This is a genomic window from Chryseobacterium sp. C39-AII1 (assembly GCF_039672645.1).
GTDB lineage: Bacteria > Bacteroidota > Bacteroidia > Flavobacteriales > Weeksellaceae > Chryseobacterium.
The window spans coordinates 95,782-110,235 of record NZ_JBDFPQ010000013.1 but is presented as its reverse complement, the minus strand read 5'-3'; the positions used below and the strand labels follow the sequence as shown (position 1 = coordinate 110,235).

Annotated in this window: 14 protein-coding genes; all 14 read right to left on the bottom strand. The window is 35.2% G+C overall.

From position 1 onward, the window contains the following. Nucleotides 1–295: 295 nt before the first annotated feature. Nucleotides 296–1,474: an acetyl-CoA C-acyltransferase gene (locus ABEG63_RS17420; RefSeq protein ID WP_346586497.1), complete on the bottom strand. Its 1,179-nt coding sequence runs from the start codon at nucleotides 1,472–1,474 to the stop codon at nucleotides 296–298. 57 nt (nucleotides 1,475–1,531) lie between these two features. Beyond that, nucleotides 1,532–1,987 carry a hypothetical protein gene (locus ABEG63_RS17415; RefSeq protein WP_346586495.1) on the bottom strand — a complete coding sequence of 152 codons (456 nt, stop codon included), beginning with the start codon at nucleotides 1,985–1,987 and terminating at the stop codon, nucleotides 1,532–1,534. A 12-nt stretch (nucleotides 1,988–1,999) separates the two neighbouring features. Then, nucleotides 2,000–2,383 carry a hypothetical protein gene (locus ABEG63_RS17410; RefSeq protein ID WP_312399365.1) on the bottom strand — a complete coding sequence of 128 codons (384 nt, stop codon included), beginning with the start codon at nucleotides 2,381–2,383 and terminating at the stop codon, nucleotides 2,000–2,002. A gap of 297 nt (nucleotides 2,384–2,680) precedes the next feature. Beyond that, nucleotides 2,681–4,063, bottom strand: a complete 1,383-nt coding sequence (locus ABEG63_RS17405; RefSeq protein ID WP_346586494.1) for a nucleoside permease — start codon at nucleotides 4,061–4,063, stop codon at nucleotides 2,681–2,683. A 21-nt stretch (nucleotides 4,064–4,084) separates the two neighbouring features. After that, nucleotides 4,085–4,684, bottom strand: a complete 600-nt coding sequence (locus tag ABEG63_RS17400) for a bifunctional nuclease family protein (RefSeq protein WP_267402923.1) — start codon at nucleotides 4,682–4,684, stop codon at nucleotides 4,085–4,087. Nucleotides 4,685–4,881: 197 nt separating this feature from the next. After that, entirely contained in the window at nucleotides 4,882–5,829 is a 948-nt protein-coding gene (locus tag ABEG63_RS17395; protein ID WP_346586492.1) for an electron transfer flavoprotein subunit alpha/FixB family protein, read from the bottom strand. A 94-nt stretch (nucleotides 5,830–5,923) separates the two neighbouring features. Further along, nucleotides 5,924–6,670 (bottom strand): electron transfer flavoprotein subunit beta/FixA family protein, encoded by a 747-nt coding sequence (locus ABEG63_RS17390; protein WP_267402921.1) that lies wholly within the window; start codon nucleotides 6,668–6,670, stop codon nucleotides 5,924–5,926. 147 nt (nucleotides 6,671–6,817) lie between these two features. Further along, nucleotides 6,818–7,525 carry an SDR family oxidoreductase gene (locus ABEG63_RS17385; protein ID WP_346586490.1) on the bottom strand — a complete coding sequence of 236 codons (708 nt, stop codon included), beginning with the start codon at nucleotides 7,523–7,525 and terminating at the stop codon, nucleotides 6,818–6,820. 81 nt (nucleotides 7,526–7,606) lie between these two features. Then, nucleotides 7,607–9,163, bottom strand: coding sequence for a GEVED domain-containing protein (locus ABEG63_RS17380; protein WP_346586488.1), 1,557 nt, complete (start codon nucleotides 9,161–9,163; stop codon nucleotides 7,607–7,609). Nucleotides 9,164–9,401: 238 nt separating this feature from the next. After that, nucleotides 9,402–10,295, bottom strand: a complete 894-nt coding sequence (locus ABEG63_RS17375) for a choice-of-anchor J domain-containing protein (protein ID WP_346586486.1) — start codon at nucleotides 10,293–10,295, stop codon at nucleotides 9,402–9,404. 226 nt (nucleotides 10,296–10,521) lie between these two features. Then, nucleotides 10,522–11,901, bottom strand: a complete 1,380-nt coding sequence (locus tag ABEG63_RS17370) for a dipeptidase (protein WP_312399385.1) — start codon at nucleotides 11,899–11,901, stop codon at nucleotides 10,522–10,524. Nucleotides 11,902–12,442: 541 nt separating this feature from the next. Next, nucleotides 12,443–12,724 (bottom strand): hypothetical protein, encoded by a 282-nt coding sequence (locus ABEG63_RS17365; protein ID WP_312399387.1) that lies wholly within the window; start codon nucleotides 12,722–12,724, stop codon nucleotides 12,443–12,445. Nucleotides 12,725–12,853: 129 nt separating this feature from the next. Further along, nucleotides 12,854–13,894 (bottom strand): class I SAM-dependent methyltransferase, encoded by a 1,041-nt coding sequence (locus tag ABEG63_RS17360; RefSeq protein WP_346586484.1) that lies wholly within the window; start codon nucleotides 13,892–13,894, stop codon nucleotides 12,854–12,856. Between the two features lie 135 nt (nucleotides 13,895–14,029). After that, complete coding sequence (locus tag ABEG63_RS17355; RefSeq protein ID WP_346586482.1) at nucleotides 14,030–14,401, bottom strand: GxxExxY protein; 372 nt, start codon at nucleotides 14,399–14,401, stop codon at nucleotides 14,030–14,032. Between the last annotated feature and the right edge of the window lie 53 nt (nucleotides 14,402–14,454).

Genomic DNA, 14,454 nt, shown 5'->3' with positions numbered 1-14,454 from the left:
AGGGGAATAAAATCAGGGGCGATATCTTGGTATCAACGAAACGTCTTTCTTTATCCTGCTGCTTTTCCTTTAGGTTAATTTTTTTAACTAATCTATATCTATTTTTTTCTATTTGCAAACTTACCATTGCAGCGGCATCCTTTTTTGTTGCGGCTGGAGCAAAGCGGAAGCCGTAATGAAAAAGATATAGCGGAAAGCGGGATTAAGCTCCTAAAAAAAATTAACTATATCTTAAGTAAAACAAAAAATCCGGAAGTGAAAACCTCCGGATTAATATATTATTTTGAAATAACGATTACATATTCTCAATAACAATAGCAGATGCACCGCCGCCGCCGTTACAGATTGCTGCTGCACCATATTTTCCACCGTTTTGCTTCAATACATTGATCAAAGTAACAATGATTCTTGAACCTGAACTTCCCAGCGGGTGACCAAGAGCAACTGCTCCACCGTTCACGTTAACTTTAGAAGCGTCTAATTCTAAAATTTTGTTATTTGCCAAACCTACCACAGAAAACGCTTCGTTGAATTCGAAGAAATCGATGTCTGTCAATTCTAAGTTTGCTTTTTTAAGCGCGATAGGCAACGCTTTTGCAGGTGCTGTTGTGAAGTTTTCAGGCTCCTGAGCGGCATCGGCATAAGAAACGATTTTTGCTAATGGCTTTAATCCTAATTCTTCCATTTTTTCTTTAGAAACAAGAATCAACGCAGAAGCTCCGTCATTTAATGTTGATGCGTTTGCAGCAGTTACCGTTCCCTCTTCTTTTTTGAAAACAGTTGGTAATGTTGGTAATCTGTCGAAGTTTACCGCTTTATATTCTTCATCTTCAGCGAAAATAATAGGATCTCCTTTTCTCTGAGGAATTGACACAGGCACTACCTCATCTGCGAATTTTCCTTCGCTCCAAGCTTTTGCTGATCTTTTGTAAGATTCAATCGCAAAATTATCCTGATCTTCTCTTGTGATATGATAATCTGTAGCACATTTTTCTGCACAAACTCCCATGTGAACTTTGTTGTAAACGTCTGTAAGACCGTCTAAAACCATTCCGTCCTGCATTTTTACATCGCCTAGTTTAGTCGCATTTCTCGCGTTATAATAGTGAGGAACCGAAGACATGTTTTCCATACCTCCAGCAACAATTACCTCTGCATCACCAGCTTTAATCGCCTGTGCCGCCATAGTAACCGCTTTCATTCCTGAAGCACAAACTTTATTTACCGTAGTGGATGGAGTTTCGATGGAAAGTCCTGCTCCTAAAGCAACCTGACGAGCCGGAGCTTGTCCTTCACCCGCCTGTAGAACGTTCCCCATATAGATTTCCTGAACGTTTTTAGGATCTAATCCAATTTTGTCTAATGCTCCTTTTACAGCAACAGAACCCAACTTCGTAGCCGGAACGGTTGATAAGCTTCCCAAGAAACTTCCCATTGGAGTTCTTACTGCGGAAACGATGAATACTTCTTTCATTTTTATAATTCTATTTTAATTTTATTTGTAGTAAGCTTTTGGGGCTTATTTTTCTTTCTATTTTTTGATTTCTGCAACCTTTTCTAAAGGTAAATCGTATTTTTCTCCGTTCAATACGCTTTCGATTCTTATAAAATTATCCTGTGTAGCAAATATTCTGTTTGAATAAATATCTCCTACTTTTACAGGATTCTCCTTTTCAGTTTTCTCTAATACAATTACCTTATAATTACAATCGTCTACAAAAACCATCGTAGATTTTATATAATCTTTTCCATTGTTGTAATATTCTGTCTGAACATTATCTTTAATCGTCATATACCAAAGGTTCTGAGGATAATTAATACGTAAAAACGTACCTTCTTTGATATTGCTACATTTCACAGGATTATCTAAAGGTTTCTGTGGTGTCACCTCTTTTTTAGGCGTATTTTCTTTATTCTTTTTCTGAGCATTAATTTGTGTAGTTCCTAAAATCAATGCCGCAACTGCGAATACTTTAAAAATGTTCATATCTGTGTCTGTTTATTTATTTTTATTTGTAACGAAAAGCATAATAAAAGCTCCTAAAAATTCAACGAGCCAGCCCCATCTTAGTTTTACAACACCGGCAAAGGTTTCCTGCCATGATTTGAAGGGTAAAAAGCTAAAATACTGCATCGACTGCATTTTAACGGCAGCCAACGTAAATATGAATAATAAGATTAATAAAGCAGCAAAAATGCGAACGATATTTTTTCCATTATTCACAATACCGAATAAGGCACATGCAGAAAGAATCCAACATGCGATTGCTAGATAATGGTCGAGTTTCCAGTAATTCCAATTCCCGATAATAGGAACGTGAACCAGCGGCAGAAAACTGCCTACAACCACCAATACTAAACCTAATAACTGAATATTTTTCATATTTCTTAAAGTGCCAAAATACAAAAAAAAATACAGCTGTAATCATTGTGTTTCAAAATCAATTCAAATACATTTAGACATCTATTTGTTTTAAAATATTTAATATAAATTTAATGATTTAATAATAAATACCGTTTTTATTCATTTATTTAAAAATTAAAACAATAAGAAAAATATTTTTTTGGAATCTATTTTTGCATCTTAATTAATCTTTTTCAAGAAAATCTTTGCTTTTTAGAAATAAAAAAATTGCACTTTCTTTCGAAAATGCAACTTAATATTAATCATTGAATTGAATTAATGCTTTACAGCAGAAACCTCTTCAGGATTATGTTTGTGTCTGAATAATACAGCAAATAAAATAGCTAAAACCAATGCATAAGCAGCGAAAGTCAGCCATATATTTTGCCAGTCTTTTACCTGAACAATTTGTGATAAAGTTCCATCTGGGTTTACCGCAGAATTGAATCCATTTTTAAGAATTTCCAGGAAAGTTGGATTATTAGGAGTTGTTTCTAAATAGGTAGACAAATCATTTACCGTCGTAAATCTGTGGGTAAAGAATTTATCAATTGCCCAACCCGCAGCATAACTTCCGAAAACAGCTCCAAAACCATTGGTCATCATCATAAATAAACCCTGTGCTGAAGAACGAATTTTCTTGTCAGTAGTAGTTTCTACGAAAAGCGAGCCCGAAATATTGAAGAAATCGAAAGCCATTCCGTAGACGATACATGAAAGGATAATTAAGCTTAATCCAAACCCATCAGGAACTCCGTAAGCGAAGAAACCGAATCTTAAAACCCAAGCTAACATAGACATCAACATTACTTTTTTGATTCCGAATTTCTTTAAGAAGAAAGGAATCGCCAAAATAAATAATGTTTCAGAAACCTGAGAAATCGACATGATGATCGTTGATCTTTGTACTACGAAAGAATCTGCATATTTTGGAAAATGTTCAAATTCACTTAAAAATACATCTCCGTAAGCGTTGGTAAGCTGTAATGCAGCTCCCAAAAGCATCGAGAATAAAAAGAACAATGCCGTTTTATAATCTTTGAATAGTTTAAATGCATTTAAACCTAATTGCTCCGATAAAGGCGCACTTTTATCAATCAATTTCTGTGGCGGACATTTAGGCAACGTTAAAGCGTAAATTCCTAAGCAAACAGCTACTGCTCCGGCAATATAAAACTGTCCTTCAGTTGCTTTATTTCCTGTAAGATTGGTAATCCACATCGCAACGATAAATCCTACGGTTCCCCAAACACGAATCGGCGGGAAATCTTTCACCACATCCAGATTGCTGTTTTTAAGAATCGTGTAAGAAATAGAGTTACAAAGCGCAATCGTCGGCATATAGCAACACATTGCAATAAGCATTACCGTAAAGAAAGAACCCGGCTCGCCAGAATTCGGTAAAATAAAAAGGACAATTCCGTAAAGAACGTGTAAAGCTGCAAAAATTCGCTCTGCATTCACCCATCTGTCGGCGATAATTCCAGTAATGGTCGGCATAAAGATAGAAGCAATTCCCATTGTTCCGAACACGGCTCCAAACTGAGCCCCGTCCCAATGCTTTGTACCGAACCAAAAATTAGCCATCGTAATCAGCCACGCTCCCCAAACGAAAAACTGAAGAAAACTAAGGATGGTAAGTCGTAGTTTTAAATTCATAGTTAGTATAAAATATCTCTTTTAGTCAATTTTCTTTTTTCTCCTTTTTATTTCTTCCTGAATTTCCAAAGCAGTATCATAATCTTCTTCTTTCACCGCTTCATCTAATAATTTCTGAAGCTCTTCCATAGAAATAGAAGTTAAACTATCTTCTGCCTGCACTGTTTCTGAAAATGACTGCTCTTCTTTAGCCACATCTTCCAATTCCAAAAGAATTCCTGCTTCGTTCAGCACTTGTTGAGTTGTGAAAATAGGAGCATCAAATCTCACCGCCATTGCGACAGCATCAGAAGTTCTTGCATCAAGAATTAATTCTTCGTCTGTCGCTTTATTTTTGAAGTTGATATTCGAAAAGAAAACGCCATCTACAATCTGATAAATGATAACTGAAACCAATTCGAAATTGGCAGAAACTATAAATTTTGTGAATAAGTCGTGAGTAAGCGGACGCGGCGGATGAATGTCTTTCTCCAGACCAAGAGAAATGGATTGTGCCTCGAAGTTTCCTATAACAACAGGTAATTTTATATGTGTCTCTTCATGTTCCAATAATAATGCGTACGCCCCTGATTGGGTCTGGCTGTACGATATTCCGCGAATGATTAGCTGTTTATAATCCATAGCTACAAAGATATACTAATTTTTCAAAGTAGTTTTTACTTTTTAAACAAAAATAAAAGCCCGGAAAGGGCTTTTATATGTGAATTGTGCGATTGATAATTGTGAATTTATTTTATAAATCAATTTTGCTTTACAAGTAAATTTTTTCAATTAAAATTGACAAGCTCAGCGAATTGATGATTCACAATTAACTTATCTTATCCTTTAAGAGCTTTAATTTTCTCTGTTAATGCAGGAATAATTTGGAAAGCATCTCCTACCACTCCGTAATCTGCTGATTTGAAGAATGGTGCTTCAGCATCACTGTTGATTACCACAATAGTTTTAGAAGAGTTAACCCCAGCTAAATGCTGAATAGCTCCCGAAATACCTACCGCAATGTAAAGATTTGGAGAAATTGCTTTACCTGTTTGCCCTACGTGCTCGTTGTGAGGTCTCCAACCGATATCTGAAACCGGCTTAGAACAAGCTGTAGCTGCTCCTAACACGTTTGCCAAATCTTCGATCATTCCCCAGTTTTCAGGACCTTTCAATCCTCTACCTGCAGAAACTACGATTTCAGCTTCTTTCAAATCTAATTTTCCTGAACTTTGCTCGTGAGAAATCACTTTAGTATCTTCATTAGCAACTGAAAGATTTTTTACTTCTTCAGAACCTGAAACTGCATTTTCTTTAACTCCGAAAGCATTTTGAGAAACTGTTAAAATAACTGCTGCTCCTTCAGATTTTGCATGCATGAAACCTTTTCCTGAGAATGCTTTTCTTTTCACCTGGAACGGAGAAAGACTTTCAGGAGCCTCCAATACGTTTGTAATTAAAGAATGTTCGTTCATTATTGCTAACATTGGCGCTACTGAAGAAGCATCTGTTGTGTGAGGGAAAACGATGATATTTCCGTTTGCCACCTCGTTTACAGCCTGGGCATAAGCTTTAGCCGAGAAATTCTTAAGACCTTCGTCTTTAATATTGATTACATTAGATGCTCCATATTTGTACAATAAATCTGAAGAATCTGTAGGGTTTACTGTGATTGCTGTTACTGTATCTCCAGCCTGATCTGCCACTGCTTTAGCATAAGAAACTGCCTCAAAAGCCGCTTTTTTGTAAACTCCGTTTATATTTTCTGCGTATACGAATACTGCCATTTTTTTAATTTTTAGGTTGTAGGGATTAAGTTTTAGGGATTAGGTTAAAAAGTACGTATTAAACTATTACCTTTTATCTGATACCTGTGATCTCTTAAATTACTTTCGCTTCTTCGTGAAGTAATCTTACCAATTCGTCCAAGTTATCTGCAGAAACCAATTTTACTGCTGCTCTTGGTGGTACACTGTCATAAGAAACACCCTGAACTTTTACTTCAGATGAAGTAGGCTCTACTACCTGCAAAGGTTTTGTTCTTGCAGACATAATCCCTCTCATGTTTGGAATAATCAAATCTTTTTCGTCTACTAATCCTTTCTGACCTGCGATTACAGCAGGTAATTTTACAGAAATAGTTTCTTTTCCGCCTTCAATTTCTCTTACCGCAGTAGCTTCACTTCCGTTTACATCAAGACCAACAGAAGCGTTTACGAAAGGCTGATTCAACAACTGAGCAACCATTCCCGGAACAGAACCACCATTATAATCGATAGATTCTTTACCACACAGTATTAAATCATAACCGCCGTTTTGAGCAACAGCAGCGATTTCTTTTGCTGTAGAATAGCTATCTTTAGGATCAAGATTTACTCTTACTCCGTCGTTAGCACCAATGGCCAACGCTTTTCTGATTACCGGTTCTGTAGCAGCATCACCAACGTTGATTACCGTTACAGTAGCGCCTTGAGACTCTTGTAATTTGATAGCTTTTGTTAGCGCAAATTCGTCTAAAGGATTGATTACCCACTGGATTCCGTTTTTGTCGAATGCGGACTTATCTGCTGTAAAGTTGATTTTGGAAGTAGTATCCGGAACACTACTAATACAAACTAATATTTTCATGTGTACTATTTATTTGTTCGTTTTGCTTCGTTGTTTTTAATATCTCGGAAGCGATTTTAGTTTTAATTAATTTTTGCTAATATAAATAAAAAATATATTATGCATGCATAATACTTATTATTTTATTATTCAGCGCATTAGAAGTCTCTATTTGCTTGGTTGTGTTGCTCTAAACTCTATCTTGCTAGGCAAAACCCTCGGATTCATCTTAAGAATATCCAAAACCAAATTCCCCATATCTTCAGGCTGAATCTTCCATGCGTCTTTTTCTGAAGGAATATTTCCGTTGAAATTTGTTGCCACAGAACCTGGCATAATTACCGTTGATTTGATGTTATATTTTCTCAAATCAATCATAGCAGCTTGTGTAAAGCCCACCACACCAAATTTTGAAGCATTATAACCAGTTCCGTTTTCAAAGAAATTCGCGCCTGCCAAACTTGAAATGGTGATGTAATAACCTTCAGACTTTTTTAGTTCTTCCACAGAAGCTTTTAAAGTATAGAAAACACCAGTTAAATTTGTTTCGATCATGTCATTCCACTCTTCTGCAGAAAGCTGATCTACTGGCTTGAAAATCCCTAAACCTGCATTAGCGATGACAAAATCTAACCTTCCGAATTTCTCTGTAATGTATTTTACAGCTTCCTCTTCACTTTCAAGGCTTCTTACGTCTGAAACAATTCCTAAAACGTTTTCTGAATATTGTTTTAAATCTTGCTCGGCTTTTTCCACATCATCTCGTTTTCTTCCCGAAAACGCTACTGAAACACCATTTTCAAGTAAAATTTTCGCAATTCCGAAACCAACACCTTTTGTTCCTCCTGTTATATATGTTACTTTATTTTTTATCATAATTTAAATATTAAAGTTCCTAAAAATAACAAAAACGCCCCAATTGGAGCGTTTTTATTAAGCTAACATTTGTCAGTTTACTTATTCTTTAATGAACTTATTAGATGCTTTTCCATTTTTTGTTTCAAAGCTAACAATATAAGCTCCTTTTTCTAAGTTTCTTACATCTATTTTATTGTCTGTAAAGTTTACATTTATTTTTCTTCCACCCGCATCATAAACTTCTACTTTATTGATTTTGACATCAGATTTTATTGATAGGAAATCTTTCGCAGGATTTGGATATACAGCGAATTCTAACGTTTTAGCTTTTACGTCATTCACCGCTAAAACTGATCCTACAAGCAATGTATAGTCTTCAGCCTGACCATTGGTTAAATTTCCACAAGGGTCAGATAAAGCAGTTCCTAATGCTGTAGTTGATGAATTAAAATTATACTTCACTCTCATTCTCTTGTTTCCATTGGTAACTCCTGTCGGAACCACAATATTTCCGGTTAAAACATTTGAATTAAGAGCCGCACCAATATAGCTTCCTGATGTTGTAAAATAAGATTCTCCACTGTCGTTAAAATCTCCATCGTTATTCCAATCTATAAATACAGTAGCGCCAAATCTATTTGGAGAAAGCCCTGTTCCCGCAATGGTAATTGGATAAGTATCACCTGCTGAAACATTTATTATTGTACCTGTATTATCCTCATAGGCAGGAGATCCTGTTGCTGCTGAAGAAGTTTTAGTCGTTCCATTCAAGGTAACCGAAGAAATAGGATATACTGTAGAAGTAGCCGTTAATGGTCCGCAATATCCTATCGTACTGTTTGTTGAGAAACTTATTTCTGAACATCCAACAGCATCCCCATTTGAGTTTGAAGGTGTAACGCTAGCATAGTAAGTTGTACTTGGTGCTAAACTCACATTTGTACTCGTTCCAGCAACAGTAGAATTTACAACATCTGAACCTCCTGAAGTTGTCCCAATTTTCAATTTATAGTTTACAGCAGTAGCAACACTAGACCAAGATAACGCTACATTTCCCGCAGATACTGTAGCTCCATTAGCTGGGCTGGAAATAGTAGTACATGCTGGAATTGTGGTTACATTCTCCTGATTAATTACAATATCATCAACAAAAATATTTCCTGAACCCGTTGTACTTCTTACAAACCATACCCCTATTCCGTAAATTTTATTAGGTTGAATAGCTCCTGCAGGAATAGTTCCGCTCAATGGAGTACAAGATGTTGTAGCAGCAGAAGATAAGGTAGTTGGTGTTCCGAAAGTTGTGATATTCCATGCATCGGTAGCGGCAACATATTCAAAATAGGCTAAGTTTAAGGTTCCAGCAACGGTAGCTCCTTTTTTATAGCTTACGGACACGTCAATTTTTTGACCATTTCCTGTTTGTCCTATTGTACTAAGATCAATCATATACCCCGTTGAAGCATACGTAGCACTAATAGCAAGCTGCCCTCCATAAGTTCCGGCGCAGGCAGCAGCTGTAGCTTGGGTACCACCACCAAATTGCTTATAGATTGTAGTTGAAAAACCAGGGTTTTCGAAATTTCCTGTATAAGAGTACTGAGCATTCAAGGTTAATCCTAACCCCAAGAGGCATGAGAGTAAAAGCTTTTTCATAGTTATAACATTTTTATAATTCCTTTAAAAATATAAAATATTATTTAATAAAAACACCTTTAAAATAAATTTTAATTCTTTTTTCTTCTTATTTACAATAATTCTCAAAAAAACACTCTCTTTTTCTATTTTTATTTTTTTATTATGTTAAATTAGCTTTGAAATATTGTAATGCATATTGTAAAAACAAAAAACGCCCCAGTTGGAGCGTTTTATTAAACTAATATGGTTATTTTAATTATTTCTTGATGAATTTGCTAGATGTTTTTCCTGCTTTCGTTTCAATATTAATAATATAAGCACCTTTTTGTAAGTTTCTTACATCAGCTTTATTATCTGTAAAGTTTACATTAATTTTTCTACCACTCGCATCAAATACTTCAGCTTTATCAATTTTTTCTTCAGAATTAATTGTTAAATAGTCAGTCGTAGGATTTGGATATACTGAAATTGATTTTTCTCTCGAGGAAATATCATTTGTGGATAATACAGAATTTCCCACCACTTTAAAATCATCAATAGCAAAACCAAACTGATCTTGTGAAGTACATCGTATAGCAATATAAATATTTTGTCCTGCATAAGCATTTAAATTATAGGTATACTGATGCCATTGTGCATCTGCAGGAGAAGATACAGGAGTTGCGCTTATTGCTGTAAAACTACTTACATTCGTATTGGTTGTTGAAACATACACTGTAAATTTTTCATTTCCATAAGTAGAGTCACACGATTTGGCCCAAAAGGTAAGCGTATTTCCGGTTTGCAATAATTGCATTTGTGGAGAGATCATCCAGTCGTTATTCCAAGGAGAAGAATCAGATGCGAAGCAAACCATCATTTTTGCACCTGTTTTTGCTGTCCAATTCGAACTAGCAGAGCTTGTCATAGCGGGTGTTGTAGCGGTAGAGTTAAATACCTGAAAAGATTTTGGTTCACCACTGTTTTCAAAATCAATTGCGGAAAAACCATAGGTATCTTGCAAATCAACATCTGTAAGTGTCCAGCTTCCTACTCCACTAATTGCAAAATTGGTGTACGTTTCAAAACTGTCTTCAAAAATTGTTGTTTGCGCATTAAGATTGCTAGCCGCAAATAAAATTGCAGAAGCCAATAGTAAAGTTTTTTTCATAATGAACTGTTTTTTTATTAAAAATTTTGTTTATCATCATTCTATTGCGGAATAATATATTGCAATAGATTTTCAAAAATATTTTTTACCTGATAAAAAACAAATTCACCATGAATTGATTAAAATAATTATAAATTAACAATTATTTTCAACCATTTAATTAAATATTATGAAAGGTAAAAAATCCCTAAGAAAATTCTCAGGGATATAGATTTATGAACAGCTATTATTTAGCATAATTTTCAAAAAATAACGGAATACTTTCAATTCCTTTATAGAAATTAAATAATCCGTAATGTTCATTAGGAGAATGAATTGCATCTGAATCCAAACCAAAGCCCATCAATACAGATTTAGCACCTAAAACTTGTTCAAACATTGAGGTAATAGGAATACTTCCTCCTCCTCTGAACGGAAGAACTTCTTTTCCAAACGATGCTTCCATTGCTTTTTTAGCTGCTAAGAATTCCTTCGTATCTGTTGGTAAAACATATGGCATTCCTCCGTGGTGTGCCGTAACTTTTACTTTTACGTTATCCGGAGCAATTTTGTGGAAATATTTTGTGAATTTTTCCGTAATCTCTTCCGGAGTCTGATAAGGAACCAAACGCATAGAAATTTTAGCATAAGCCTTAGAAGGAATCACCGTTTTAGCACCTTCTCCTGTGTAACCTCCCCAAATTCCGTTGCAATCTAAAGTCGGACGGATAGACGTTCTTTCAAGTGTTGTATAACCTGCTTCGCCTTCAACTCCGCTCAGCCCGATTGATTTTTTGAACTCTTCAGGATTGTCTTTCAATTTATTCATTTCAGCTCTTTCTTCGTCTGAAACATCTTCCACATTATCGTAGAACCCATCAATAGTGATTTGTCCGTCTTCATCGATTAACTTTGCAATCATTCTTGAAAGCACATGAATCGGGTTTGGAACCGCTCCTCCATAAAGCCCAGAGTGCAAATCTCTGTTTGGACCTTCGATTTCAACTTCTACATAGCTCAAACCTCTTAAACCAGTGGTAACCGTCGGCTGCTCGTTGCTGTAGATATGTGTATCAGAAATTAGGATACAGTCGCAAGCTAATTTCTCTTTGTTTTCATTTACAAAATCGCCTAAACTTACTGAGCCAACTTCTTCTTCGCCTTCTAAAATAAATTTAACATTACAAGGAAGCGCATTCGTTTTCATCATCGCTTCAAAAGCTTTTAAATGCATGAAAAACTGTCCTTTATCATCCGCAGAACCTCTTGCGAAGATTGCTCCATCAGGATGAAGTTCTGTTTTTTCGATATAAGGTTCAAAAGGAGGTCTTGTCCATAATTCCAAAGGATCGGCTGGCTGAACATCGTAATGTCCGTAAACCAAAACCGTCGGCAAGTCTTTATTTAAAATTTTTTCTCCAAAAACGATAGGATATCCCTTTGTCTGGCAAACTTCCACATTATCTGCTCCTGCATTTTTAAGGTGTTCTGCCACCACGTCTGCACATTTCAATACATCATCTTTATACGCCGGATCTGCAGAAATAGAAGGAATTCTCAGTAACTCAAATAATTCATCCACGAAACGCTGTTTGTTTTCGTTGATGTAATTTAATGTCTCTTGCATTTTAAAATTTTATTTTGATAAATTTAAAAAATTTGCCTCGCAGCAACAAACAAAAACGTATAATTTTCCTCAGGTTTTGAGTAACGAGGAGGGAAGCTAGAAGTTGGAGGATGGAAGGCTTGTTATGTTTTAACCTTTTTGCCTTTTCCTTAATTTCATAATGCACGGATTAGCCACGTATTATTATAAATACTACCAAATTCCCCTTCTCTGAAGGGGTGGATTTTTGCGCAGCAAAAAGACGGGGTAGTTTTATGCATCCAAAAATAATTGATAATGGTTTGATAAAACCACCCCGTCAAAAATTCTTTGAATTTTCGCCACCCCTCCAATTGGAGGGGAATTTTTAACGTTTTGAATAGGGGTGATTATCTTTAAAATAACAGACTTTCGCCCTAGCCCCGATTGGAACGACATCCTTTTTGGTTGCGGCGGAGCGAAGCGGAGCCGTAACCAAAAAGATATAGTGGAAAGCGGGATTAATCTTCAAAAAAAATGTCCCACAAATCTGCGAGACATTCTTTATATTGTTGACTAATAATTAGTGTTCAGCTTTTGGAGCTTCTGCTTCAGCAGGTTTTGCAGCCGTTGCGCTGTCTGCTTTTGGAGCCTCAGCCTCATGTTTTTCTGCAGTTGCCTCTTCTTTGTGAGCAGCAGCAGCTTCATGACCGTGACCTTCTCCGCCACCTTGTACGTCCTCAGAATATCTGTCAGCTCCAGCGCCTTCTTCAAGCTTAATGATGTTTTTATTTCCACCCGCCTGAATTTTCTTGCAGCTAACAGCAACTGTAGCGATGGCTAAACATAGAACTAATTTTTTCATATGTAAAATTTATTTTTTAAAGGTCTTTACGGAATCGCTTCGGTTTCGCTAAACTTTACCACAGGCAATTTCCCATTTCAATTTTTGATTGCCCAAAATTAAGAAATCCTACATTTTTCGGCAACATTTTTATACTGATTTTATGATTATTTTTCCTTTTTTGGATTGTGTAAAAATAAGGTAATTTTCACCACCATCTTTTAAACCATACTTTTTCTTGATTTCTTCGGGTTTTAAAGGATAATTTTTTGAAATAATATTAAACTGACTTTTCTTTTTAATCTGTTTAGCATCAATAACTTCAACTTCTAAAATTCTTCCCGGAAAATCATTTATTTTTTCATGAGAAGTGTAAATATGAGTGTTGGGGTGAAGCTTTTTCAATCCAAATCTTTCTGAAATTAAATTAAAAACTCCGGCTTTTAGTATTGAATTATTCGGGATATAGATCAAATTTTCAGGTTCATCGTATGTTGCTTTGGCATTTTCTTCTTCTCCAAACTTAAAGGTAAAAACAGATTCTTCACTTTCAATATTCACGCAATTGCAGGTAATTTCAGCAGAATTTTCCTTTGATAGAAAGACAACCACTTCCTTTACGTCGTTTTTCAACGCAATAATATCAATCCTGAAAATGCCTGGTAAAACGGATACCAAGTATTTTAAATCGATTAAAGGCGAGAGTTTTATCACGACTTCATTTGAAATCGACAACAATTTTCCCTGAATTTCAAGAATATTCGGCGACAAATCTTCCAGCAAGAAAACTTTATTTTTATTATTATCTCTTCGCGCCGGATCGAGGTAAATTACATCAAAAGTTTCTTCATTTTGAGTCAGAAAATCTTCCAGTTTTTGATTGATAAATCTTGCTTTCTTTTCTAAAACTGTCCAATTATGTTCAACAATTTCTAATAATTCAGGATTTTGTTCAACTAAAGTAATTTCGTTAAAATTTTTAGATAAATAATAGGCATCAATTCCAAAACCGCTGGTTAAATCAATGAACTTCTTTCCTTTTAAAAGTTCTGATTTGTACGAAGCTGTTTTTTCGGAGGAAGATTGCTCTAAACTTAATTGTGGCGGGAAAACAATTCCTTCTTTTAATAAAAACGGAAATTTCTTTTGTGCAACCTGCTTTCCTTTAATCTGCTGAACGATTTCTTGCATAGAAACTTCAGGAAAGGGGGATTTTTTTAACAATAATGAATGCAAATCTGTGTTTAAATTTGCATTGATGTATTTTTGAATTTCAGTGTGTGAATGCCACGAATGCACGAATAGTTGTTTTTTAATAGTTGTTAATTATAAAATGACTCTTTTATAATTTAATTTTGATTCGCCAAAATTAACAATCAATGCTAATTTATTATCAGAAACTTTCAAGTAATTAATTGCCTGCGCCAAATCGGCGTCTACAATTTGACTTTTGCCTTTGATTTCTAAAATGATTTTTTCATTAATTACGAAATCTGCATAAAATTTATGAGGAAGAACAATTCCCTTATAAATTACTTCATACTCTTTTTCTCTTTCATAAAATATTCCAGCCTTTCGAAATTCTATTTCTAAAGCATCTTTATATACAATTTCAGAAAACCCGTGTCCAAGATAATTATGAATGTCCATACAAATTCCTATAATCTGATAGGATTCTTCCTTATAAATAATACTCATATAAGATTCATTTGTGCTTGAATACAAATCTAATAAATATATTCGAGCATTCG

What these genes read in the sequence shown, in the direction of transcription:
- ABEG63_RS17380 (WP_346586488.1), bottom strand. Translation starts at nt 9,163, where the DNA reads ATGAAAAAGCTTTTACTCTCATGCCTCTTGGGGTTAGGATTAACCTTG.
- ABEG63_RS17365 (WP_312399387.1), bottom strand. Translation starts at nt 12,724, where the DNA reads ATGAAAAAATTAGTTCTATGTTTAGCCATCGCTACAGTTGCTGTTAGC.
- ABEG63_RS17360 (WP_346586484.1), bottom strand. Translation starts at nt 13,894, where the DNA reads ATGCAAGAAATCGTTCAGCAGATTAAAGGAAAGCAGGTTGCACAAAAG.
- ABEG63_RS17355 (WP_346586482.1), bottom strand. Translation starts at nt 14,401, where the DNA reads ATGAGTATTATTTATAAGGAAGAATCCTATCAGATTATAGGAATTTGT.
- ABEG63_RS17400 (WP_267402923.1), bottom strand. Translation starts at nt 4,684, where the DNA reads ATGGATTATAAACAGCTAATCATTCGCGGAATATCGTACAGCCAGACC.
- ABEG63_RS17385 (WP_346586490.1), bottom strand. Translation starts at nt 7,525, where the DNA reads ATGATAAAAAATAAAGTAACATATATAACAGGAGGAACAAAAGGTGTT.
- ABEG63_RS17375 (WP_346586486.1), bottom strand. Translation starts at nt 10,295, where the DNA reads ATGAAAAAAACTTTACTATTGGCTTCTGCAATTTTATTTGCGGCTAGC.
- ABEG63_RS17415 (WP_346586495.1), bottom strand. Translation starts at nt 1,987, where the DNA reads ATGAACATTTTTAAAGTATTCGCAGTTGCGGCATTGATTTTAGGAACT.
- ABEG63_RS17420 (WP_346586497.1), bottom strand. Translation starts at nt 1,474, where the DNA reads ATGAAAGAAGTATTCATCGTTTCCGCAGTAAGAACTCCAATGGGAAGT.
- ABEG63_RS17395 (WP_346586492.1), bottom strand. Translation starts at nt 5,829, where the DNA reads ATGGCAGTATTCGTATACGCAGAAAATATAAACGGAGTTTACAAAAAA.
- ABEG63_RS17405 (WP_346586494.1), bottom strand. Translation starts at nt 4,063, where the DNA reads ATGAATTTAAAACTACGACTTACCATCCTTAGTTTTCTTCAGTTTTTC.
- ABEG63_RS17370 (WP_312399385.1), bottom strand. Translation starts at nt 11,901, where the DNA reads ATGCAAGAGACATTAAATTACATCAACGAAAACAAACAGCGTTTCGTG.
- ABEG63_RS17390 (WP_267402921.1), bottom strand. Translation starts at nt 6,670, where the DNA reads ATGAAAATATTAGTTTGTATTAGTAGTGTTCCGGATACTACTTCCAAA.
- ABEG63_RS17410 (WP_312399365.1), bottom strand. Translation starts at nt 2,383, where the DNA reads ATGAAAAATATTCAGTTATTAGGTTTAGTATTGGTGGTTGTAGGCAGT.